Origin of the sequence: Vulcaniibacterium tengchongense (assembly GCF_003814555.1) — a bacterium.
Lineage (GTDB): Bacteria > Pseudomonadota > Gammaproteobacteria > Xanthomonadales > Xanthomonadaceae > Vulcaniibacterium > Vulcaniibacterium tengchongense.
On the sequence record NZ_RKQN01000003.1, the window covers coordinates 281,327 to 301,760 of the forward strand.

The 20,434-nt window shown below is 69.7% G+C and carries 20 protein-coding genes and 3 pseudogenes; 12 read left to right on the forward strand and 11 right to left on the reverse strand.

What is annotated here, in order from left to right; translation table 11 throughout:
• Positions 1–15 precede the first annotated feature (15 nt).
• From EDC50_RS11655 to EDC50_RS11670, 4 genes are all read left to right on the forward strand, one after another.
• On the forward strand, positions 16–570 hold the full coding sequence (locus EDC50_RS11655; protein WP_123770653.1) for an RNA polymerase sigma factor: 555 nt from the start codon (positions 16–18) through the stop codon (positions 568–570).
• Entirely contained in the window at positions 567–1,463 is an 897-nt protein-coding gene (locus EDC50_RS11660) for a hypothetical protein (protein WP_123770654.1), read from the forward strand. The genes EDC50_RS11655 and EDC50_RS11660 overlap by 4 nt, the downstream gene beginning before the upstream one ends.
• A complete protein-coding gene (locus EDC50_RS11665; protein ID WP_123770655.1) occupies positions 1,460–2,044 on the forward strand; it encodes an IMPACT family protein in 585 nt (194 codons plus the stop codon). The genes EDC50_RS11660 and EDC50_RS11665 overlap by 4 nt, the downstream gene beginning before the upstream one ends.
• Before the next feature lie 217 nt (positions 2,045–2,261).
• Positions 2,262–4,019 carry an ABC transporter transmembrane domain-containing protein gene (locus tag EDC50_RS11670; RefSeq protein ID WP_123770656.1) on the forward strand — a complete coding sequence of 586 codons (1,758 nt, stop codon included), beginning with the start codon at positions 2,262–2,264 and terminating at the stop codon, positions 4,017–4,019.
• Positions 4,020–4,081: 62 nt separating this feature from the next.
• Here EDC50_RS11670 and EDC50_RS16680 read toward each other — a convergent pair.
• Positions 4,082–5,088: pseudogene (locus tag EDC50_RS16680) on the reverse strand (integron integrase).
• A 180-nt stretch (positions 5,089–5,268) separates the two neighbouring features.
• Between EDC50_RS16680 and EDC50_RS11680 the strand changes: the two are divergent.
• The 8 genes from EDC50_RS11680 to EDC50_RS11715 all read left to right on the forward strand — a co-directional run bounded on the left by EDC50_RS11680 (position 5,269) and on the right by EDC50_RS11715 (position 11,011).
• Positions 5,269–6,336: a RelA/SpoT domain-containing protein gene (locus tag EDC50_RS11680; RefSeq protein ID WP_123770657.1), complete on the forward strand. Its 1,068-nt coding sequence runs from the start codon at positions 5,269–5,271 to the stop codon at positions 6,334–6,336.
• Between the two features lie 68 nt (positions 6,337–6,404).
• A complete protein-coding gene (locus EDC50_RS11685; RefSeq protein WP_123770658.1) occupies positions 6,405–7,049 on the forward strand; it encodes a hypothetical protein in 645 nt (214 codons plus the stop codon).
• 57 nt (positions 7,050–7,106) lie between these two features.
• Entirely contained in the window at positions 7,107–7,568 is a 462-nt protein-coding gene (locus EDC50_RS11690) for a hypothetical protein (protein WP_123770659.1), read from the forward strand.
• 105 nt (positions 7,569–7,673) lie between these two features.
• Positions 7,674–8,261, forward strand: a complete 588-nt coding sequence (locus tag EDC50_RS11695; RefSeq protein WP_123770660.1) for a hypothetical protein — start codon at positions 7,674–7,676, stop codon at positions 8,259–8,261.
• Between the two features lie 250 nt (positions 8,262–8,511).
• Positions 8,512–8,913, forward strand: a complete 402-nt coding sequence (locus EDC50_RS11700) for a hypothetical protein (RefSeq protein WP_123770661.1) — start codon at positions 8,512–8,514, stop codon at positions 8,911–8,913.
• Positions 8,914–8,977: 64 nt separating this feature from the next.
• Positions 8,978–9,313, forward strand: a complete 336-nt coding sequence (locus EDC50_RS11705; protein WP_158635731.1) for a hypothetical protein — start codon at positions 8,978–8,980, stop codon at positions 9,311–9,313.
• A gap of 940 nt (positions 9,314–10,253) precedes the next feature.
• On the forward strand, positions 10,254–10,523 hold the full coding sequence (locus EDC50_RS11710; RefSeq protein WP_123770663.1) for a hypothetical protein: 270 nt from the start codon (positions 10,254–10,256) through the stop codon (positions 10,521–10,523).
• An 8-nt stretch (positions 10,524–10,531) separates the two neighbouring features.
• Positions 10,532–11,011, forward strand: a complete 480-nt coding sequence (locus tag EDC50_RS11715) for a cupin domain-containing protein (RefSeq protein WP_123770664.1) — start codon at positions 10,532–10,534, stop codon at positions 11,009–11,011.
• Between the two features lie 58 nt (positions 11,012–11,069).
• On the opposite strand, the gene EDC50_RS11720 is transcribed toward EDC50_RS11715, so the two are convergent.
• The 10 genes and pseudogenes from EDC50_RS11720 to EDC50_RS11765 all read right to left on the reverse strand — a co-directional run bounded on the left by EDC50_RS11720 (position 11,070) and on the right by EDC50_RS11765 (position 20,415).
• A complete protein-coding gene (locus EDC50_RS11720; protein WP_123770665.1) occupies positions 11,070–12,710 on the reverse strand; it encodes an acyl-CoA dehydrogenase family protein in 1,641 nt (546 codons plus the stop codon).
• A gap of 205 nt (positions 12,711–12,915) precedes the next feature.
• Positions 12,916–13,377, reverse strand: a pseudogene (locus tag EDC50_RS16685) (flavin-dependent monooxygenase); the annotation flags it as partial.
• Positions 13,378–13,545: 168 nt separating this feature from the next.
• The gene (locus EDC50_RS11730; RefSeq protein WP_123770666.1) at positions 13,546–13,764 is read right to left on the reverse strand and encodes a cold-shock protein; all 219 of its coding nucleotides are present in this window, start codon (positions 13,762–13,764) and stop codon (positions 13,546–13,548) included.
• A gap of 121 nt (positions 13,765–13,885) precedes the next feature.
• The gene (locus EDC50_RS11735; protein WP_123770667.1) at positions 13,886–14,638 is read right to left on the reverse strand and encodes an S-methyl-5'-thioinosine phosphorylase; all 753 of its coding nucleotides are present in this window, start codon (positions 14,636–14,638) and stop codon (positions 13,886–13,888) included.
• A 148-nt stretch (positions 14,639–14,786) separates the two neighbouring features.
• A complete protein-coding gene (locus EDC50_RS11740; RefSeq protein WP_123770668.1) occupies positions 14,787–15,353 on the reverse strand; it encodes a hypoxanthine-guanine phosphoribosyltransferase in 567 nt (188 codons plus the stop codon).
• Entirely contained in the window at positions 15,353–16,351 is a 999-nt protein-coding gene (gene nagZ / locus EDC50_RS11745) for a beta-N-acetylhexosaminidase (RefSeq protein WP_123770669.1), read from the reverse strand. Before nagZ ends, EDC50_RS11740 begins: the two co-directional genes overlap by 1 nt.
• A gap of 184 nt (positions 16,352–16,535) precedes the next feature.
• A pseudogene (locus EDC50_RS11750) lies at positions 16,536–17,218 on the reverse strand (DsbA family oxidoreductase).
• Positions 17,219–17,447: 229 nt separating this feature from the next.
• Positions 17,448–17,957, reverse strand: a complete 510-nt coding sequence (locus EDC50_RS11755) for a CYTH domain-containing protein (protein ID WP_123770670.1) — start codon at positions 17,955–17,957, stop codon at positions 17,448–17,450.
• A gap of 212 nt (positions 17,958–18,169) precedes the next feature.
• Complete coding sequence (rlmD, locus tag EDC50_RS11760; RefSeq protein ID WP_123770671.1) at positions 18,170–19,498, reverse strand: 23S rRNA (uracil(1939)-C(5))-methyltransferase RlmD; 1,329 nt, start codon at positions 19,496–19,498, stop codon at positions 18,170–18,172.
• Positions 19,499–19,800: 302 nt separating this feature from the next.
• Positions 19,801–20,415 carry a DUF1318 domain-containing protein gene (locus tag EDC50_RS11765; protein ID WP_123770672.1) on the reverse strand — a complete coding sequence of 205 codons (615 nt, stop codon included), beginning with the start codon at positions 20,413–20,415 and terminating at the stop codon, positions 19,801–19,803.
• Between the last annotated feature and the right edge of the window lie 19 nt (positions 20,416–20,434).

The following is a 20,434-nucleotide window of genomic DNA, read 5'->3' on the forward strand; positions in this document are numbered from 1 at the left end:
CGTACCCTGCCGCGGATGAATTCGGCCGCGGACGCGAGCGACGAGATGCTGATGCTGGCCTGGACGGCCGGCGACGCGGTCGCGTTCGAACAGCTCTACGCCCGCCACCGCGGCCCGCTCTACCGCTTCCTGCTGCGCCAGGCCCGCGACGCGGCGCTGGCGGACGAGTTCTTCCAGGACGTGTGGCAGCGGGTGATCGCCGCGCGCGCCGGCTGGAAGCCGGAGGCGGCATTCAGGACCTGGCTGTTCCGCATCGCCCACAATCGCCTGCACGACCACTGGCGCGGGCTCAAGCACCGCCCGCCCGCGCCCGAGGACGGCGACGAGCGCGCCGCCCGCGTGCCCGACCCGAGCACGCCCGAGCGCGAGCTGTCCGAGTTCGAGCAGCGCCGCCGCCTGCAGCTGGCGCTGGAGACCCTGCCTGAGGAGCAGCGCGAGGTGGTGCTGCTGCGCCTGGAGCAGGAACTGAGCCTGGAGGAGATCGGCGCGATCACCGGCGTCGGCCGGGAAACCGTCAAGTCGCGGCTGCGCTACGCGATGGACAAGCTGCGCGCGAGATTGAGCGAATGAGCCCACACCCGCACGACCCGCTGTCCGCCGAGGAGCGCGCGCTGGCCGAACGCCTGGCGCGGGTCGGCCCGCACGAAGGCGGACCCCCGCCCGCGGTGGACGCGAAGATCCTGGCCGCCGCGCATGCCGCCTCCGCGCCGCGCCGGCGCCGCTGGCCGGCGTTCGTCGGTGCGGCGGCGACGGTGGTGGTCGCGGCCGGCGTCGCCTGGCAGATGCGGCCGCAACCGGAATCGCGGCCGGAAGCCGGCGAAGCGCCGCCGGTGGCGACGATATCGGCGCCGGCGCCCGAACGCGCCGTCGCCCCCGGCGAAGGCCGGCCCGTCGCCGCGCCGGCCCCCGCCCTCGAATCGCAGCGGCCGTTGCGCGCCCCGGCGCCCGCGCCCGTACCGAACGCGCCCGCGCCGGCCACGCCGAAACGGAAGCCGGAGGCACCGCCGCCGGTCGTCGAAGCCCCCTCGCCCGTCGACGTGCCACCGCCGGCCCTGTCGGCGCCGGCCGCGGCGGTTCCCGCGCCGGCGACGCCCGCCCCCGAATACGCCGCGCCCGAAGCGCGCATGCGCAGGGCGCCCCCGGCCGAGGCGCCGGCGACCGCGCCCGGCGATTCCGCCCGGGCGCCGGCCCCGAACTCGGCGGATGCCGCACCCGCGCAGGCCGCGCGCGCGGCGTCCGCGGCCGAAGCGGCCCGGGTCGCCGGCTCGCGGGTGCGGCCGGGTGACGCCGCGCGGGAAGATGCGCATCTGCCGCCCGCGGACTGGCTGCAACGCATCCGCGAACGCCGCGACGCCGGCGACCTCGACGGCGCCCGCGCCAGCCTGGCCGGGTTCCGCCGCGCGCACCCGCGCCTGCACGTGCCCGAGGACGTGCGCGCGCTCGACGCCGCCGCGGATCGATGAGCGCCACCCTCGCCGGCCCGGCCTCGCATCTGCTCGAGGTCAAGCACAGCCGTTTCCTCGCCCAGGCCGCGCCGGCCGCCGACGCGGCTGCGGCGCTGGCCTTCGTCGCCCAGGTCGCCGACCCGGCCGCGACCCACAACTGCTGGGCCTACCGCATCGGCCAGGAATACCGCTTCAACGACGACGGCGAACCCGCCGGCACCGCGGGCCGGCCGATCCTCGCGGCGATCGACGGCCAGGGACTCGACCAGGTGGTCGTGGTGGTCACGCGCTGGTTCGGCGGCGTCAAGCTCGGCGCCGGCGGCCTGGTCCGCGCCTACGGCGGCAGCGCCGCCGAATGCCTGCGCACCGCGCCGCGCCGCGAGCTGGTTCGCGTCGCCGAGGTGGGGCTGGACTTCCCGTTCGAGGACACCGGCGCGGTGCACGCCGCCCTGGCCGCGCACGGCGCGGAGAAGCTCGACGAGCGCTACCGTGCCGACGGCGTCGGCCTGCGCCTGCGCCTGCCCGAGTCCGAACTGCCGTCGCTGAAGCGCCGCCTGCGCGATGCCACCCGCGACCGGGTGCGCTTCAGCGAAGCCTGACGCTCGCCGGCGATGCGTTTTCCGCGGACGCCGACGGCATCGCCGAGGCGGCATGATCCGGTTTCTAGCGCGCTCCACGGGCTGAGCCGCGGGAGCGCGCTTCGGCGAGGCGAGGCGGTCATCCGGGCCCGCCCTTGAAGACGCCCCGAAGCCGAGCCGGTACAGTGCCGCCCTCCGGTGCTCCCCCGGTCCCGAGCGAACGAGACCAGACCATCCCATGAGCGATCCCTCTCCCCGCGCCCCCCTCGGCAGCCTCCGCGCCCTCTGGCCGTTCGTGCGTCGGCACCTCGGCCTGTTCGTCGCCTGGCTGGTGGCGCTCGGCGCGTCGAGCGCGGCCACGCTGAGCCTGCCGGTGGCGTTCCGCACCATGATCGACCAGGGCTTCGCCGGCGGCGGCGGCACGGCGATCGACCGCGCCTTCCTGCTGCTGTTCGCGGTGGCGGTGGCGCTGGCGCTGGCGACCGCCGCCCGCTTCTACTTCGTCTCGCTGCTGGGCGAGCGCGTGGTCGCCGACCTGCGCCAGCGCCTGTACGCGCATCTGATCGGCCTGGACGCCGGCTTCCACGACCGCAACCGCAGCGGCGAGCTGGTCTCGCGCCTGACCGCCGACGCCGAGCTGCTGCGCAGCGTGGTCGGCTCCAGCATGTCGGTGGCGCTGCGCAGCGCGGTGACCGTGGTCGGCAGCCTGGCGATGCTGTTCGTGACCAGCCCGCGCCTGGCCGCGTTCGCGCTGGTCGGCATTCCGCTGGCGGTGCTGCCGATCGTGGTCGGCGGCCGCCGCCTGCGCAGGATCGCGCGCGACAGCCAGGACCGCATCGCCGACGCCAACGCCCTGGCCAACGAGACCATCGGCGCGGTGCGCACGGTGCAGGCGCACGCGCGCGAGCCGTACGAGCGCGGCCGCTTCGGCGAGGCGGTGCGGATCGCCGTGGATGCCGCGCGCCGCCGCATCCAGGCCCAGGCCTGGGTGACCGCGGTCGCCATCGTGCTGGTCTTCGGCGCGATCACCCTGGTGCTGTGGTCCGGCGCGCACGACGTGGTCGCCGGACGCATGAGCGCCGGCACGCTGGGCCAGTTCGTGCTGTACGCGCTGATCGGCGGCGGTTCGGTGGGCGCGCTGGCCGAGGTGTGGAACGAGCTGCAGCGCGCCGCCGGCGGCATGGGCCGGATCGGCGAGCTGCTCGAGGAGCGCCCGGCGGTGGTCCCGCCGGCCCGGCCCACGCCGCTGCCGCGCCCGTTGCGGGGCGAGATCGCGTTCGAGGATGTCACCTTCCACTACCCGCAGCGCCCGGACGCGCCCGCGCTCGAGCGCTTCGACCTGCGCGTGCGCCCCGGCGAGACCGTGGCCCTGGTCGGCCCGTCGGGCGCCGGCAAGAGCACGGTGTTCTCGCTGCTGCTGCGCTTCCACGACCCGCAGGCCGGCCGCATCGCCATCGACGGCCACGACATCCGCGCGCTCGACCTGGCCGAACTGCGCGAAGCGGTCGCCCTGGTGCCGCAGCAGCCGACCCTCTTCGCCGCCAGCGCCCGCGACAACATCCGCTACGGCCGCCTCGACGCCGACGATACGGCGCTCGAGGCCGCGGTGCGCGCGGCCCATGCCGCCGACTTTATCGGCGCCCTGCCGCAAGGCCTGGACACCGAACTGGGCGAGCGCGGCGCGCGCCTGTCCGGCGGCCAGCAGCAGCGCATCGCGATCGCCCGCGCCCTCCTCAAGGACGCACCGATCCTGCTGCTGGACGAGGCCACCAGCGCGCTCGACGCGCACAGCGAACGCGCCGTGCAGCAGGCGCTGGAGGCGCTGATGCGAGGCCGCACCACCCTGGTCATCGCTCACCGCCTGGCCACCGTGCTCAAGGCCGACCGCATCGTGGTGATGGACCGCGGCCGCGTCGTCGCCGAGGGCACCCACGAGGCGCTGCTGGCGCAGGGCGGGCTGTATGCGGAGCTGGCGAGGCTGCAGTTCCTCGATTGAGCGCCCGCTGTCGCCGTTTCCATTCATTCAAGCTGGAGCCGGCGCCGTGGGCGGCATGCCTCTCACCGGTCCAGCGGGCTCCTCACTCCGCCGGCGCCGCGATCGAGCACATGCGTGCAGATCTGCGTCGTACTCACGTCCTTGTGCCCCGACAATTCCTGTACGGTGCGGATGCCGTAACCCGCCTCCCGCAGATGCGCGGCGAACGAGTGCCGCCACGTGTGCGCCGACACCGGCTTGACGATGCCGGCGCGACGACACGCGGTTTTCAGCGCCCGCGACCGCACCCATCGTCGAAATGATGCCGCCGCTCCAGGCCGTCGCGCGGATCGCGCGAGCGCCGCAACGACGGGAACACGTACTGCCAGCCGAATTCGCGCGCGGCGTTCGGATACTTGCGCGCCAGCGCGTGCGGCAACCACACCGCGCCGAACCGGCGGCCAGATCGCCTTCGTGCAGCAGTCGCGCCCGCTCGATTTCGCGCTGCAGGGGTTCGACCAGCGAGCGCGGGAGCACCGTGCGCCGGTCCTTGCCTCCCTTGCCGCCGCGCACGGCGATCTCCACGCGCGCGAAATCCACGTCCTTCATCCGCAGCCGAAGGCACTCCATCGGACGCAACCCGGTGCCGTACAGCAGGCTGGCGATCAGCCACGGCCGCCCCTCCATTGCGGCCAGTAGCCGTCGCGCCTCCTCGCGGGCCGGCACCGTCGGCAGCCGCCGCGGGCGCTTGGCGCGCTGCACGCTGTCCAGCCACGGCAACTCGACGCCCAGCACGACCTTGTACAGGAACAACAGCGCCGCCAGGGCCTGGTTCTGCGTCCCGGCCGCGACCCGGCCCTCCACCGCGAGCGCCGACAGGAAGCGCTCCACCTCGGCCGCCCCCAATCGCGCGCGGATGGCGCTTGTCGTTGACGAGCACGAACCGGCGAATCCAGCCCACATAAGCCTGCTCGGTACGCAAGCTGCAGTGTTTCAACCGCAAATGCCGCCGAACCTCGTCCAGAAGCCGCGGCGCCCGCCCTGCCCCGTCGCCTTCCGTTACGCCCGCATTTCCAGGGGTGTAACTCATACGCCCTCGATTCCGTAGCCGCTGCACGGAATCCTGCCGTGCACCCGCCCGTCCGACAGTCGGGAAAAGCCTTGTCCTAACGTGGGATTTCGGCTTGACGCAAGGCCGCACCGGTTGAACCATACGGCGCAACACCCCGGATTTGGGGTCTACTTATAGTTAGCACCCACAGGACTGATTATGCAGCTTGAAGATTTTCTAACCGCCAACCGCATTGAGCAGGCCACTTGGGAGCGCGCACGCATTTCTTGGGAGGAACTGCAGGCCATCGCAGCAGACCACGAACACCAGCGACAGCCACTTATCGAAAGTGCCACGCTCTATGCCAACCTCATCCAGAAGATTCCCGGCGTCCATTCCGTAAGGTGGCGCATTAAGGACACGGGACACTTGCTAGAAAAGATTGTTCGAAAGAGAGCTGCGGAAGAAGAGAAATATGCTTCAGTAGACAGAAGCAACTACTACACTGTGGTCACTGACCTTATCGGGATACGGGCGCTCCATCTCTTCAAAGACGATTGCTTCGATATCCACAAATCTCTAACGGCTGATTGGACGCCCCTGGAGCCACCTGTGGCGTATATCCGAAACGGAGATCCCGACGAGCTAACAGAGAAATACCGAAACCACGACCTAGAGGTGAAAATCCACCCAGCCGGCTACCGATCCGTTCACTATGTTTTTGGATCGCAGCCGTTGAATCGCCGTGTTGTCGCGGAGGTTCAGATTCGAACAATCTTCGAAGAGGGATGGAGCGAAATCGACCACACGGTTCGCTACCCTAACTTCTCGGACAACGAACTTGTCGGATACTTTCTCACGATATTCAACCGTCTAGCCGGAAGCGCGGATGAGATGGGCACGTTTGTACGTGGATTGGCGGCTGCAATCCAGGGCTACCAACTGCAGATATCCCAAGCGTCTGCGGAACGCGACGAAAGTCTAAGATCCATGGAAGAGTCCCTAGAGGAGCTTGCTCGTCTCAAGCAGCAGGACAAGGACTCGCAGCAAACCATCCGTAAACTTCGCGAGCAAGTGGAGAAGATGAAGCGTGAGAAGTCGCTCGACTATCTCTTCTCAAGCCCAAGCACAACTGAGCGCTTGCACAAAATGCTGTACGAGAGTTCAAGCGACAAGCTTCTGAAAGACATCCAGTCCGCCGAGAACACCCTTAAGCACTTAAGTGATCCCGCCGGCACCTCTGCGTTAGCGAAGTTGATTGCCAAGTGGCCGCCAGAGAAGCCGTAGGTGGATGCTAACAATTCGTCCAAGCCGACGCCGCTTCGCGGCGCGGCTTAACTCAGGTGTTAGCCTTCATGCCCATACATCACCGCTACGTGCAGGAGATATTCGACGAGCTCAAGACGAGTCTATCGTCGGGGGTCAAAGACTGCGGCGCGTTTCTCAAAAAGTTAGAGAATGACAGCGACTGGTCATTTCTGATCAAAGTTCAAGCATTGATCGAAACTTCTATAACTGAAGCACTTGTCTCCCATCTTGGCGAGCCTCGTGTCCGTAGGCTGATTGAGCGACTGCCACTTGCGGACGAGGAGATTGGCAAGCTATCCCTAGCCAAGGATCTCGGCCTCCTTGACTCGCCGCAGCGGCGCTTTATTCGGCGCCTGGCATCCCTTCGGAATAATCTCGCTCACAGAGTAGATCACGTCGATTTCGCCTTCGACGTCTACTTGAGTGTGCTAGACAAACAACAGCTTGCCAGTTGGCAAAGAGCAATGTGCTGGTTCTCCCCCAGCGATAAGAACTCTCTCATCCACTGGCACAAATTCGCTACCAACCAGCCTCGCGTTGCTGTGTGGTTTGCCACATATATGCTGATAGCGCTGTTACACGTATCGGTCGCGGAAAGCCAAGTCAGCCGCAAAACCAAAGAGGCCGCGCTCAAAACTGCCGAAGAACTCTATGCGCATCTCGCTCCAGCTACCACCACAAATGAAGGCTAACAATTCATTCAAGCCGAAGCCGCTTCGCGACTCGGCTTAATTCAGGCGTTAGGGCTCATGCGCACAATGTCGCGGCGGATAGATAGTGTCATTGCGCTTGGCATCGGGTTCGCCTTGCTGGCTGCAACGTCCATCTTTGGCGACCCGATCTATGCGGGCATCAGGTACTACCTGATTGCCTGGTTTGGTCTTGTCGGCTTGGCGCAGATCGCTAAAGCACCGCCATTGTTCACAACCGGTGCTGCTGCGGCACTTGCCGCATCCTTCCTCTTCTATTGGGCATGGCAAGCGTCTTTGCCGCAGCCCGAAGGCCTGCTTGGCCTCGGCCACTTGTTTTCGCTGCCTGGTCTGGGCATTGCCGCTGTCATAGCCGCCGTCATCGCACGTCGGCGTCAGATGCTTCCTTGGGCAGCATTTGCCGCCGGCCTACTGGCCTGCTGTGCTGGGTTCGCCGCTTCTCATTTCGTTGTATGCCGGTCTATGGTCTACTGTGGATCGCTGTCAGGGATCTCGGGATGAGCCCTAACAATTCATTCAAGCCGAACCGGCTTCGCCGCGGCTAGACGAGACGTCATCGAGGAAATTCTTTCAAAGCAATCCCGCCTGCATAAGCGCGGGACGCGCATGGATCTCTTTGCGCGTCGAGTACATCCACTCGTAAAGGGCTTTAGGGAGATCAAGCAACTAGACAAGTCCATTAGCTATCGAAGCGAATGGCTCAAATATGGAGCAATAGGGTACATAGCCTGTGTTGAAGGCTACTTTCGCCTACTGATTGCAGACATCATTGACTCCGGCGAACCGTTCGTCGAACGCATTGGTGAGCTTAAGGAAATTAGGTTCACGCCAGAGTCGGTTGTGGCCATTCACAAGAAGAAGGTTTCTCTGGGTCATTTCGTGGCCCATCTCCTGCCACTCAATGGCTTGTCTGATATCAATTCCCACCTTTCTGCCCTGCTCGCGACCGACTACACCCGATTCTTTTCTGCGCATCCATTGAGCCAGTGGAACACCTCGCCCGTGGGAGAAGTCTTCCCACACTTGCTGGCTCAAGTGGAAACACTGTTCAAGCTCCGCCACATGTACGCCCACGAACTAGCTACTAAAGAGCGCGTACCGCTCAGAGCGCTCGAAGACCTCATAAGCTCTGCGGCAGTGCTTGTGAGATGTACGGAAGAGTTTGTAACCGAGAGTTGGCAGATTAGGCCCTAACAATTCGTCCAAGCCGACGCCGCTTCGCGGCGCGGCTTAACTCAGGCGTTAGAGCGCACGGGAGGTTACGTGGAATCTGCAATTTAGGGATTCATTGGAACGCTTATCGGCGCCGGCGCTAGCGTCATAACAACGTATCTCTAATCGAAATGCCGCACCGCTACAGGCGGATGCGCGAAAAGTGGAGTGCCAGGACATGCAGATATGCTGCTCGAGCGTGAACTCTTCCAAGAGGACATCCCATGCGAAGATGATTGCCGCCGTCACGTTCTTGGCTAGTAGTTTTTCCGCGTTAGCCCAAGATGGATTAAAGGACTACTACTTCGTTTGGAACGGCGACCAAAATCTAGTCGCCAATTTCACCAGCGAGAGTCAGTGGACGCGCTTCGGGAACGGACACGAAAGCGAGTGCGACTTAGAGGTTAATCGCGCCGCCGCTGTTGCCGGAACACGCGATGTTGTACTTGGGAGTGGACGCAAAGTATTTGTTCCCAATATGAGCCGTGCGCAAGCGCACGACTTATGGGTTGCATGCATGCGCTCGAAAGGCTGGGAGTACTACGCCACGGAGCAGGATGTCGTTGCACGTAGAAATCAGCTGAGGAGCCAGAATATCCAAAGTACAGCCATGGCATTTAGCAAGTCGTTCTAGTCGGGTTGAGCCTAACAATTCGTTCAAGCCGAAGCCGCCTCGCGGCTTAACTCTGGCGTTAGCCGTGCAGGGAGAGATCACCATGTTGCGGGCCGAAATCATCACCGCGGACGCAGTGGCCAAGGAATACCGCCTTAGCGAGCCTCTTGCTCGAGAGATCGTCGCAGAAGAAACGCAGCGAGCGCTTCGACGGAGCTGGGTGGCTTGGCTCGTGTTCCTGGCAGGCCTGGGCCTGGCAGGCTTCCTGTACTTCGTGCCGGGGTCGGACAAGACCGCTGCCGTATGGGTGCTTCTCGGCAGCATGGGCGCCTGGATGCTGGCCGGCCGGTATTTGGCCGGGCCGGCCATTCGCAAGGCCGCGAAGGATAAAGCCGCACGGTTGGCGCAGCTGCACGACTGACACTTCGTCCAGGCCGAGCCGCTTCGTGGCCCGGCTTACCCAGGTGCCAGGCGCGCAGGGGAGATCGCTATGGGCCGCAAAAAAAGCATTCCAGGCGTTTCATTCTCGTGGAAACGTGCCACTGGCTTGTCGAACGCCAAGGCCAAGCCAGCGTGAATTTGGAATTCCGCTCACCCGCGCCGGACGTCAACGCAAGGCGGGTAACGCCAGGGGCTGCTGCGTGCCAGCTGCTTTTGTCTTCACGGGTGGCATCGCGGCGGCCACGGCATTACCAAGGCCGTTGCTTCATGGCTGCGTAGTCATGCGTACATTGCGGGCGAGGCCATGGACCAGGCTGCCGAGCAACACGGCTGCCTTGCCGAGGGGCAACACTGGCATCCCTAGGAGGTCATGGAACTTTGCGCCACGCTTTGATACCGGACCACGAGAAGGAGTTCGCCGCTTGCACCCTGCTGGTGCTGCGCGCCGCCGCATCAGGCTTCGACACAGCCCTGGTTCCGCGGGCCCGAACCTCGAGGAACCAACGAATGGGGATCTACCTGGGTCACGAGGCGCCCTGCCGTTACCGCCCTTCTTCCAAGGACCGGGAGTTCCTCGGCATATCGCAGAAGCCCCCCCCCGCAGTAGCCGGCCGCTTGCACCGTTGAGCTGCGCCATCGCGCCTGAATCCGGATACCGCTCGCGGCATTTGCTCTAGCAAGCACGTCCGCGGCTCGGCTGACGAAGATTCCCCACGGCTCGCATGCATCGTGCGGCGTGTGTAGCCGCCAACAGCCACTGCGAGTGCGACAGGCCCATCTCCAGGCCGTACCCTTGCACCATGGGCGTAGGCCCGGGAGAGACCGGTCGCCAGCCATTCCCCGCCGGTCCGCGCGTCCACGGCCGGCATCTCCGCCCGGCTCGGTTCGATCCAGGTAACACGCACAGCAGGAGTCCGCCCATGCTCGACGAAGACCAGGCCAAGGCCGCGTCACAGGCCCTTTTGGAACAACCCCAGCGGGAGCAGCAGCGGGCGGCGGCGCGGCTGGCCTCGAAGCGCACCCGCGGCTTCCCGCCGATCAAATGGCTCGCCGTCGGTGCATTGTCCGGGCTCGTGGCGGGCGGCGCGCTGGGTTACCGCTTCATGGGCGAGACGACGCCCTGGAGCATCTTGGGGCTCTCCGCCGGCATGGCGATAGGCTTGGCGTTCGATCGCCGCCGGCTCGGATAGACGCACGCATGAACGACCCCGCTTTCCCGACCGCGATCCACGCCGCACAGGCGGCGCCGCGGACCAAACCCTCGCTCTACCCCGAACCGTTCGCCTCGCGCGTTGCGGGGCGGATCAAGCGTCCGCTCGGCGATCTGTTCGGGCTGACCAACTTCGGGGTGAATCTGACGGTGCTGCCGCCCGGCGCGATCTCGGCGTTGCGCCACGCGCACAGCAGGCAGGACGAGTTCGTCTACGTCCTCTCCGGCCGTCCCACGCTGTACACCGACGAGGGCCGCACTTTGCTGGAGCCGGGCATGTGCGCCGGCTTCAAGGCCGGCAGCGGCAATGCCCACCATCTGGTCAACGAAAGCGACGGGGACGTCGTCTACCTGGAGGTGGGCGACCGGGCAGCGGGCGACGAGGTCGCGTATCCGGACGACGATCTCGCTGCGGCGTTCGTCGAGGGGCGTTGGCGGTTCCTGCACAAGGACGGCACGGCGTACTGAGCCGTTCGCATCGGCGTCCGCACTGGCCCACGCGCAATGAAAAGCGCGGAACCGCCGTTCATCCCGGCAGCGCGCGTTCGAGCAGTCGCCCGTCCGCCAGCGTGGCCGGCAGGGTGCCGTAGGCGTTGCCGTGATCGCCGGCCAGGCGCGTGACGCAGAACGCTTCCGCGGCGGGGTTGCCGGCGCGCAGCAGCAGCGCGGCCTGCAGCGCCAGCGCCATCGCTTCGGTCCAGCGCCGCGCTTCGATCTCGAGGATCGGTGTCCGCCCGCCGAGCACCGGGCGCAGCGCGGCCAGCTGCGCGTCGAAGTCGCGCTGCAGCCCTTGCGCCGCCTCCAGTTCGGCCAGCAGCGCGGCGCCCGCCTCCGGTTCGCGCGTCAGCGCGCGCAGCACATCGAGGCACTGGATGTTGCCGCTGCCTTCCCAGATGGAGTTCAGCGGCGCCTGCCGGTACAGCCGCGGCAGCAGCGACTCCTCCACGTAGCCGGCGCCGCCGAGGCATTCCTGCGCCTCGTTGACGAACCCGGGGGCGCGCTTGCACACCCAGTACTTGCCGACGGCGGTGACCAGGCGCGCCAGCGCGGCCTCGTGCGGGTCGAGCGCGGCGCGGTCGACCGCGCGCGCGGCGCGCATCGCCAGCGCCACCGCCGCCTCGACCTCGACCGCGAGGTCCGCGAGCACGTTGCGCATCAGCGCGTGCTCGGCCAAGCGCCGGCCGAAGGCGTGCCGGTGGCGGGCGTGGTGCAGCGCCTGCGCCAGCGCCATGCGCATCTCCGCGGCCGAGCCGAGCATGCAGTCGAGCCGGGTCAGCATCACCATCTCGATGATCGTGGCCACGCCGCGGCCCTCCTCGCCGATGCGCCGGGCCCAGGCGCCGGCGAACTCGACTTCCGACGAGGCGTTCGACCAGTCGCCGAGCTTGTCCTTCAGCCGCATCAGCCGCAGCGCGTTCTTCCGCCCGTCCGGGCGCCAGCGCGGCAGCAGGAAGCAGGTGAGGCCGCCGGGCGCCTGCGCGAGCACGAGGAAGCCGTCGGACATCGGCGCGGAGAAGAACCACTTGTGCCCCACGAGCTCGTACTCGCCCTCCGCGGCCAGCGGCGTCGCGACGGTGGCGTTGGCGCGCACGTCGCTGCCGCCCTGCTTCTCGGTCATGCCCATGCCGAGGGTCAGGCCGAGCTTGTCCGCGGCCGGCAGGTCGCGCGGGTCGTAGTGGGGGCCGGCCGCCTTGCGCGCCCAGTCCTCCAGCGCCGGCGCGCGGCCCAGCACCGGCACCGCGGCATGGGTCATGGTCAGCGGGCAGCTGGTGCCCGGCTCGACCTGGTGATGCAGGTAGCTCAGCGCCGCGCGCGCGACGTGCGCGCCGGGGCGCGGCTGCGACCACGACAGCCCGGCCACGCCGTGCTCGACCGCGGCCTGCATGATGCGGTGGTAATGCGGATGGAACTCGACCAGGTCGATGCGCTGGCCGAAGCGGTCGTGGGTGCGCAGGCGCGGACGGTCGCGGTGGGCGTCGAAGCTCAGCCGGTACAGCTCGTCGCCGGCGAGCGCGCCGTAGATCGCCAGGGTCTCGGCGAAGCCCGCGCCGTCCTCGCGCGCCACGGCTTCGCGCAATGCGGCGTCGTCGGCCCACAGGTCGCGGGGGGCGAACTCGGGCGGCTGGTTGTCGACGCGGTGGGTGGCGAACGGCGGCAGCGGGTCCATCTGCTACTCCGGGAGCGGGGTTGTGGCGATTCTAGGCGCGGCCCGATGCGATGGGCTGACTCCGCGCCAGGCCCCGGCCGGCGCGTCGACCGCGGCCAGCGGGCGCGCTGCGGCCGGCGCGGCCAGCGCGTCGAGAAACCCGGGCTCGAACGCGAGCCTGCCCAGCCAACCGCGGCGCGTGCCGCTCAGCACCCGCCGGCGTCGCCACTTGCGCGCGCAGCGACGACGCCGCGCCGTCGGCGACGGCCAGCAGGTCGTAGGCGCCGTGTTCGTCGCCCAGGGCGTCGCGCAGCACGCCGCGGCGCGGTCCATCGCGACGATGCGGCGGCCGCAACGCACGGCCCGGCCCTCGCGCCAGGCTGCATCGAGCAACGCGAACAGCGCGCCGCGCTGCATGCCGAGGCCGAACAAGCGCCGGTCGAGCTCGCGATAGCGCAGGCCCAGCACCGGACGGCCGCGCGCGGTCTCGCCGTACAGCCGGCCGATGCGTGCGTCGTGCGCCAGCGCTGCATCGAGCAAGCCATCGCCCACAGCACCGCCAGCCCGGTGGGTTGCAGCAGCAGGCCGGCGCCGGCCGGGCCCGGTGGCCGTCGCGACTCAGCAGCACCGCTGCGGCCTGGCCGGCGGTGCCGTATCCGACGATGGCGATGCGCAGCGGCTTGCCCATGCTGGGAGCGGGATGAGGACGAGACGCGCAGCCGGAAACGGGGGAAGAGGACGAGGAAGCGGACCGGCCGCGGCGAAACGGGAAAGCGGAGTCCCGTCCTTGCCGCTCGTTCCTACGAAAAAGGCCCCGCCGAAGCGGGGCCTTCCAGACGGGCCGGGGCCGCGGGGCTCATGCGGTGGCGGGAGCGGCGACGGTCACACCGGACGCCTGCGCGCCCTTCGGGCCCTGGGTGAGCTCGTAGCTCACGCGCTGGCCTTCCTGCAGGCTGCGGAATCCTTTGGCGTTGATCGCGGAGAAGTGCACGAATACATCCGCGCTGCCGTCCTCGGGCGAGATGAAGCCGTATCCCTTGGCGTCGTTGAACCATTTCACAGTGCCGTACTGCATGTCCTTATTGACCTCATGCTGGATGCGATGTCGCGCACGGCACGCGGTGGCGGTCCCGGGCGCCAGCCGAGTATGCAAAGTGAACCGCAGCTTGACAATCGCCGAAATGTGAAGTCCGTCTTCACGCTGCGACCAGGGCCCGGACCAGCGCCGGGACCCCCGCGGTGGCGGCGGCGACGTTGTCCAGCACGTCCTGCAGGGTGATGGCCTCGTCCGGATCCGGCCCGGCGCCCGCGGCCCAGTTGGCGACGATGGCCAGGCAGGCGTAATCCAGGCCGAGCTCCCGGGCCAGGCCGGCCTCGGGCATGCCGGTCATGCCGACCAGGTCACAACCGTCGCGGCGCAACCGGGCGATCTCGGCGCGGGTCTCCAGGCGCGGGCCCTGGGTGGCGCCGTAGCAGCCGCCGTCGACCACCGCCACGCCGGCGGTGCGCGCCGCCGCCAGCACCGCCTGCCGCAGCGCGCGGGTGTAGGGCTCGCCGAAGTCGACGTGCAGGACCTCGCTGCCCTCCTCCTCGCAGATCGTCGAGATGCGGCCCCAGGTGTAGTCGATCAGCTGGTCCGGGCAGGCCAGCACGCGCGGGCCGAAGCGCTCGGTGATGCCGCCGACGGTGTTGAGCGCCAGCACCCGGGTGGCGCCCAGCGCCTGCAGCGCGGCGAGGTTGGCGCGGTAGTTGATCTTGTGCGGCGGCAGCGAATGGCCTTCGCCGTGGCGGGCGAGGAAGGCGACGCGTCGGCCGCCCAGCCGGCCGACGCGGATCGGCCCGGATGGCGCGCCGAAGCGGGTCTGCGGCTGGAGGGTTTCGACGTCCTCCAGCTCGGCCAGCTTGTACAGGCCGGTGCCGCCGATGACGGCGAGGGCGGGATCGCTCATGTCGCGGGCTCCTGCTGCTTGGCTCCTCCCCGTTCGGCGGGAAGGCAGGGATGGGGGTGGGTTGTCGGCGGCGCTGGACGCCTGCCCGGACCGGCCGGGCAGGCCTTCCGGACCGCGCCGTCTCGAGGCGCGGTCCGGCCCGCTCCGGTCACTCGCGCAGGGCGTAGATCGCGGGCAGGTTGCGGCCCTGCTCGCGGTAGTCCATGCCGTAGCCGAACACGTAGCGGTCCGGCACCTCGACGCCGACGTAGTCGGCGGCGATGCCCGGCACGCAGCGGTCGTGCCGCTTCACCGCGAGCGCGGCGATGCGCACCTCGCGCGCGCCCTGCTCCCGGCACCAGTCGCGGATCGCGGCCAAGGTGTGGCCTTCGTCGAGGATGTCGTCGGCCAGCAGCACGCGCCGGTCGCGCAGCGGCGTGGCCGGGCGGTGCTTCCACACCAGGTCGGCGCCGCGGGTGTCGCCGCGGTAGCGGGTGGCGTGCAGGTAGTCGAACTCCAGATCCAGGCCGAGCGCGCCCAGCTCCATCGCCAGCTGCGCCGCGAACGGCAGGCCGCCGTGCATCACGGTCAGGAACACCGGCACTTCGCCGGCGTAGTCGGCGCGGATCGGCGCGGCCATGCGCGCGATCGCCCGCTCCAACGCGGTGCGGTCGAACAGCAGGTCCGACCGCGCCAGCGCGGCGGCGAGCTCGGGGTTGTTCGCAGTGGCGTCCATCAGGCCAGGCCCTCCAGGCGGCGACGGGTCTCGCCGTAGCGGCCGTCGGCGATCAGGCCGTCCCAGCCGAGCGCGCCGCGGCCGATCAGCCCGATCAGCGCCGCGGTGTTGAGCGCGCGCCCTTCCACCGCCTTCAGCGCCTCCTCGACGAACTGCGGGTGGCAGACCAGGACGACGTCGCATCCCGCGTCCAGGTGCGCATGGACGCGCTGCGCCACGCCGCCGGCGGCGAGCGCCGCCTTCATGCCGATGTCGTCGCTGAACACCACGCCGCGGAAACCCAGTTCGCCGCGCAGGATCTCCTCGATCCAGCGCCGCGAGAACCCGGCCGGCTCCGGCGCGATCGCCGGGTAGCTCACGTGCGCCACCATCACCGCGTCGGCGCCGGCGTCGATGCCGGCGGCGAACGGAAGCAGGTCGCTCGCGCGCAGCTCCTCGAGCGTGCGCGGGTCGGCGGCGGCGTCGACGTGCGTGTCGGCGCGCACCGAGCCGTGCCCGGGGAAGTGCTTGAGCGTGGCCGCCATGCCCGCGGCGTGCATGCCGCGCACGTAGGCGCGGGCGAATTCCGCGACCACGGCCGGATCGTCGGAAAAAGCGCGGTCGCCGATCGCCAGGTTGCCGCGATCCAGGTCCACCACCGGCGCGAAGCTCAGGTCGACGCCGCTGGCCTGCACTTCGCGCGCCATCAGCCAGGCGTGCGCCTCGGCCGCCTGGAGGGCGCCGTCGCGGTCGCCGGCGCGCCAGCGCTCGCCGAACCGCCGCAGCGGCGGCAGCGCGCTGTAGCCCTCGCGGAAGCGCTGCACGCGGCCGCCCTCCTGGTCGACGCAGACCAGCTGCGGCCGCGGCGCGGCTTCGCGGATGGCCGCGGCCAGTTCGGCCACCTGGGCTTGGGAGGCGAAGTTGCGCGCGAACAGGATCACGCCGGCGCAGGCATCGTGCTGCAGCCAGTCGCGCTCCTGCGCGGTGAGTTCGGTGCCGGCGACGCCGATCACGAGCATGGAAGGACTCCGGAAACGCGGCGATGACGCGGCCGGGCATTGTCGCGCAGATGGCCGGAAACGAGAAACCGCGCGTGGCCGGCACCGCGTGCGGCGGCGGCGCCGCAGCCGGCGCGCGCCGGTCCCGGCGCGGCCCGCCTCTCGGGCCGGCCCGCGTGCGGAACGTTTCTTTCGCCAGGCCCGCTCAGACGGTGCAGCCGTCGGGCCCGCAGGCCGCGTCCCCGCCCGCGGGCGGCGCCTGCACGCCGAGCCGCGCGAACGCGGCGAGGAAGGTCTCCGGCGCTTGCGCGCCCTGCACCGCGAGGCGGCCGTCGACGACGAGGTGGGCACCGCGCGGATGCCGAACGCGCGCGCCTGCGCCAGCTGCGCGCGCACTTCGGCCATGCCCTCGCCGGAGACCAGCAGCGCCCGCACCCGCACCTCGCCCAACCCGCCGGCGGCGCCGGCATCGAGCAGCGTTCGCGGATCGGCCAGGTTGCGGCCCTCGGCGAAATGCGCGCGGAACAGCGCCTCGCCGGCCGCGTCCGCATCGCCCTCGCGGCCGGCCAGCCACAGCAGCCGGTGCGCGTCGAAGGTGCTCACCCGCACCTGGCCGCGGTCGAAGTCGAACGGCAAGCCCTCGGCGCGGCCGGTGGCCTGGGTCTGCGCAAGGATCTGCTCGGTGCGCTCGCGGCCGCCGAACTTGGCCTCGTAGGCCTCGCGCAGGGGCACCGGCGTCGTCCCCGCTTCGGGATCGAGCTGGAACGCGTGCCAGCGCAATTCGACGGCCTGCCCCGCCGGCCCGAGCCGCTCCAGCGCGCGGCGCAGGCGGTGCTTGCCGATCCAGCACCAGGGGCAGACCACGTCGGACCAGATGTCGATGCGCATGGGGAAGGCTCGCAAGTCGGGAAGCGCAGGCGTCGGCCGCGGGCGCCGATCCCCCCCTGCAGCGTAGCGGACGATCCGCCCCTCGCCGCCGTCGCGCCTGGAACGGCGCATTCCGCCCCGTTTCCGCCACGCGATGGTGCGGCGGGGCGGCCGCGCGCGTTCGCCGGCGGAGGGCAGCGCCCGCAAGCCGCATGGCCGCGCGGCAGTACGCCCGCGACCCGCGCGGGAATCAAGCGCCGGCTTTCTCCGCCTCGCTCCACCGCGAATACGGCCGCTCGGCGAGCAGCAGGTTGTAGTAGCGCGCCTGGTCGGTGACTTCGCGGCCCAGCCAGGTCGGGCGGGCGAAGGGCTGCTCGGCCGAGGCCAGCTCGATCTCCGCCACCACCAGCCCCGCGTTGTCGCCGAGGAACTCGTCCACCTCCCAGAGCCGGCCGGCATGCTCGACGTAGTGGCGACGCTTCTCGACGCGCCCGCCGACGCACAGCCCCAGCAGGGCGCGCGCATCGTCGAGCGGGATCGGGTAGTCGAACTCCTGCCGGGTGTGGCCGAGCTCGCGCGACTTCAGGTTCAGGAAGCCCGCCTCGCCGGCGATGCGCACCCGCGCCGACACCTTCATCGCGCCGTGGTCGAGCGCGGCGACGTCGTTCAGGTAGCCCTGCGCCATCGGCACGACCTTGTGCGCGGCCTCGCGCCAGCCGTCGCCCGCCACCAGGAACTTGCGTTCGATTTCGATGCCCATGCGGTCTCCCGTTGTTCCGATCGCGCCTGCCCCGATGCAGGCGCCTGCGCCTTGCTTCCCGGCGATCCGCCACGCCGCCTGGCAACCGGCGCCGCCCGGCGCGACCTTCGGTGGCGGGGATGCCGCCGAAGGGCCTGCGGGGGCGCATTCACGGCGCGCCGCGCCCGTGCCCGGCCGCGCTCCCGCCGCCGCGCGCAAGCCGGGCGCGACCGTCAGCCCGGCTCGAACATCGCGATGCTTTCCACGTGCGCGGTGTGCGGGAACATGTCCATCACCCCGGCCGCGCGCAGCTTCCAGCCCTTCTCGTTGACCAGGAAGCCCGCGTCGCGCGCCAGCGACGCCGGATGGCAGCTCACGTAGACGATGCGCCGGAACTGCTTCAGCGGCAGCTGCGCCAGCACCGCGTCGGCGCCGGAGCGCGGCGGGTCGAGCAGCAGGGCGTCGAAGCCCTGCTTCATCCACGGCTCGCCGCCCAGGTCCTTGGCCAGGTCGGCGGCGTGGAACTGCGCATTGGCGATGCCGTTGTGCGCCGCGTTCTCGCGCGCGCGCCGCACCAGCCCGGCCTCGCCTTCGACGCCGACCACCTCGCGCACCCGGCGCGCCAGCGGCAAGGTGAAATTGCCCAGGCCCGCGAACAGGTCGAGCACGCGGTCGCCCGGTTGCGGATCGAGCAGGTCCAGCGCATGCCGGATCATCTTACCGTTGAGCCCGGCGTTGACCTGGATGAAGTCCAGCGGGCGGAACAGGAACTCGACGTTCCACTCCGGCAGCGAGAACGCCAGCCGCGGCGCCTCCGGCCACAGCGGGTGCACGCTGTCGACGCCGCCCGGCTGCAGGAAGATCGCGAAGCCCTGCGCGCGGCCGAACGCGACCAGCGCGGCCCGGTCCTCGTCCGAAAGCGGCGCCAGGTGGCGGAACGTCAGCGCGACGCCGCCGAACTCCGGCGCCGGGTCGCCGGCGATGAACTCGATCTGCGGGATCTCGCGCCGCGCCTGCAGGCCGTCGACCAGCGCGGCGAGCGCGCCGATCCTCTCGCCGATCTGCGGGATCACGGTACGGCACTCCGCCAGATCGGCGACGAAACGCGGGTCCGCCTCGCGGAAGCCGACCAGGGTCTTGTCCTTCTTCTCGACCCGCCGCACCGAGAAGCGGCCCTTGCGCCGGTAGCCCCAGGATGCGTCGGCCAGCGGCGGCAACAACCGCTCGGGCGCGACGTGGCCGATGCGATCGAAGTTCTCCAGCAGCACGCGCTGCTTGGCCAGGATCTGCTTCTCCTCCGCGTAGTGCTGCAGCGCGCAGCCGCCGCACACGCCGAAATGCGCGCAGCGCGGCGCGACCCGCTCCGGCGCGGCCTGCAGCACCTCGACCGTGCGCGCCTCGTCGAAGCTGCGGTGGCGACCGGTCTGCACCGCCATCACCCGTTCGCCGGGCAGCGCGCCGGCGACGAACACCGCCTTGCCGTCGCGGCGCGCGACCCCGCGGCCGTCGTGGGTCAGGTCGGTGATTTCGGCGAGGAACGGCGTTGGGTCGAGGCGGGCCACGGCATCGAGCGGGGTCGGGGGAGCCGGCTATTGTCGCAGATGCGGCGCCTCGGCCCTCGCCCCGCTCCCTTCCGCACGCGGGAGAGGGGCCCTGCGGAAGGATCGTTCGCGAAAGGCGCGGCTTGCGGGAAGGCACGCGCGGGGACGCCGAACGCCTTTCCGTGCAGAGGGCAAGCCCTGCGAAGGACCGCTCGCGGGAAGGGAGCGGCTTGCCGGGCAGGGGCCTTCGCGAGGAACCGCACGCCCTTTCCCGCTCGCGGGAGAGGGTTGCGGCGAGGGCCGGGCCGGCCGCGGCCCGCCGACTACTTCTGCCGCCAGCCGCCGCCCGCGTCCTGCACCCACCAGCCCGGGCGCGCGCTGTCGATCCACTGCCGCGCGAACACCGCGCGGATCTGCTGCTCCCATTCGGGGTGGTCGTTGGCGACGGCGATCTCGCGGTACACCGCCTTGGCGTCGCGGTTCTGCTCGGCCACCGCCTGGTTCGCGGCGACGCGCTGCGCCAGCGGGATCTTGGCCGCGTCGCGCACCGCCACGGTGCCGTCGTTGGCGAAGCCCAGCGCACCCGCGTCGAACAGCGGCCGCAGCTGGCCCTCGAAGCGCGCGGCCATGCGCGCCTGGATCGCCTGGATCGCCGGCGTCTTGATGTCGATGTCCGGCTGGCCCTGCGCATGGGCGCTGCCGATGCCGACCAGCGCCAGCAGGTCGAGCCGCGCCGGCGCGCGCAGGCGCGCGCTCTGCCCGCCCGGGCCGGGCTTCGGCGCCGGCTCGGCCTCCGGCTGCGCCGCCTCGTCGCCGATCACCTTCTCGACGAACTCGCGCGCGGCCTCCTTCGCCTCGGCGGCCGGGAAGTAGACGTTGATCGTGACGCAGGCGCTGAGCATCACGGCGGCGACCGGTATCCCCATCCAACGACGCATCGGACTTCTCCTGTGGCAG

What these genes read in the sequence shown, in the direction of transcription:
- EDC50_RS11655 (WP_123770653.1), top strand. Translation starts at nt 16, where the DNA reads ATGAATTCGGCCGCGGACGCGAGCGACGAGATGCTGATGCTGGCCTGG.
- EDC50_RS11660 (WP_123770654.1), top strand. Translation starts at nt 567, where the DNA reads ATGAGCCCACACCCGCACGACCCGCTGTCCGCCGAGGAGCGCGCGCTG.
- EDC50_RS11665 (WP_123770655.1), top strand. Translation starts at nt 1,460, where the DNA reads ATGAGCGCCACCCTCGCCGGCCCGGCCTCGCATCTGCTCGAGGTCAAG.
- EDC50_RS11670 (WP_123770656.1), top strand. Translation starts at nt 2,262, where the DNA reads ATGAGCGATCCCTCTCCCCGCGCCCCCCTCGGCAGCCTCCGCGCCCTC.
- EDC50_RS11680 (WP_123770657.1), top strand. Translation starts at nt 5,269, where the DNA reads ATGCAGCTTGAAGATTTTCTAACCGCCAACCGCATTGAGCAGGCCACT.
- EDC50_RS11685 (WP_123770658.1), top strand. Translation starts at nt 6,405, where the DNA reads ATGCCCATACATCACCGCTACGTGCAGGAGATATTCGACGAGCTCAAG.
- EDC50_RS11690 (WP_123770659.1), top strand. Translation starts at nt 7,107, where the DNA reads ATGCGCACAATGTCGCGGCGGATAGATAGTGTCATTGCGCTTGGCATC.
- EDC50_RS11695 (WP_123770660.1), top strand. Translation starts at nt 7,674, where the DNA reads ATGGATCTCTTTGCGCGTCGAGTACATCCACTCGTAAAGGGCTTTAGG.
- EDC50_RS11700 (WP_123770661.1), top strand. Translation starts at nt 8,512, where the DNA reads ATGATTGCCGCCGTCACGTTCTTGGCTAGTAGTTTTTCCGCGTTAGCC.
- EDC50_RS11710 (WP_123770663.1), top strand. Translation starts at nt 10,254, where the DNA reads ATGCTCGACGAAGACCAGGCCAAGGCCGCGTCACAGGCCCTTTTGGAA.
- EDC50_RS11715 (WP_123770664.1), top strand. Translation starts at nt 10,532, where the DNA reads ATGAACGACCCCGCTTTCCCGACCGCGATCCACGCCGCACAGGCGGCG.
- EDC50_RS11720 (WP_123770665.1), bottom strand. Translation starts at nt 12,710, where the DNA reads ATGGACCCGCTGCCGCCGTTCGCCACCCACCGCGTCGACAACCAGCCG.
- EDC50_RS11730 (WP_123770666.1), bottom strand. Translation starts at nt 13,764, where the DNA reads ATGCAGTACGGCACTGTGAAATGGTTCAACGACGCCAAGGGATACGGC.
- EDC50_RS11735 (WP_123770667.1), bottom strand. Translation starts at nt 14,638, where the DNA reads ATGAGCGATCCCGCCCTCGCCGTCATCGGCGGCACCGGCCTGTACAAG.
- EDC50_RS11740 (WP_123770668.1), bottom strand. Translation starts at nt 15,353, where the DNA reads ATGGACGCCACTGCGAACAACCCCGAGCTCGCCGCCGCGCTGGCGCGG.
- nagZ (WP_123770669.1), bottom strand. Translation starts at nt 16,351, where the DNA reads ATGCTCGTGATCGGCGTCGCCGGCACCGAACTCACCGCGCAGGAGCGC.
- EDC50_RS11755 (WP_123770670.1), bottom strand. Translation starts at nt 17,957, where the DNA reads ATGGGCATCGAAATCGAACGCAAGTTCCTGGTGGCGGGCGACGGCTGG.
- EDC50_RS11765 (WP_123770672.1), bottom strand. Translation starts at nt 20,415, where the DNA reads ATGCGTCGTTGGATGGGGATACCGGTCGCCGCCGTGATGCTCAGCGCC.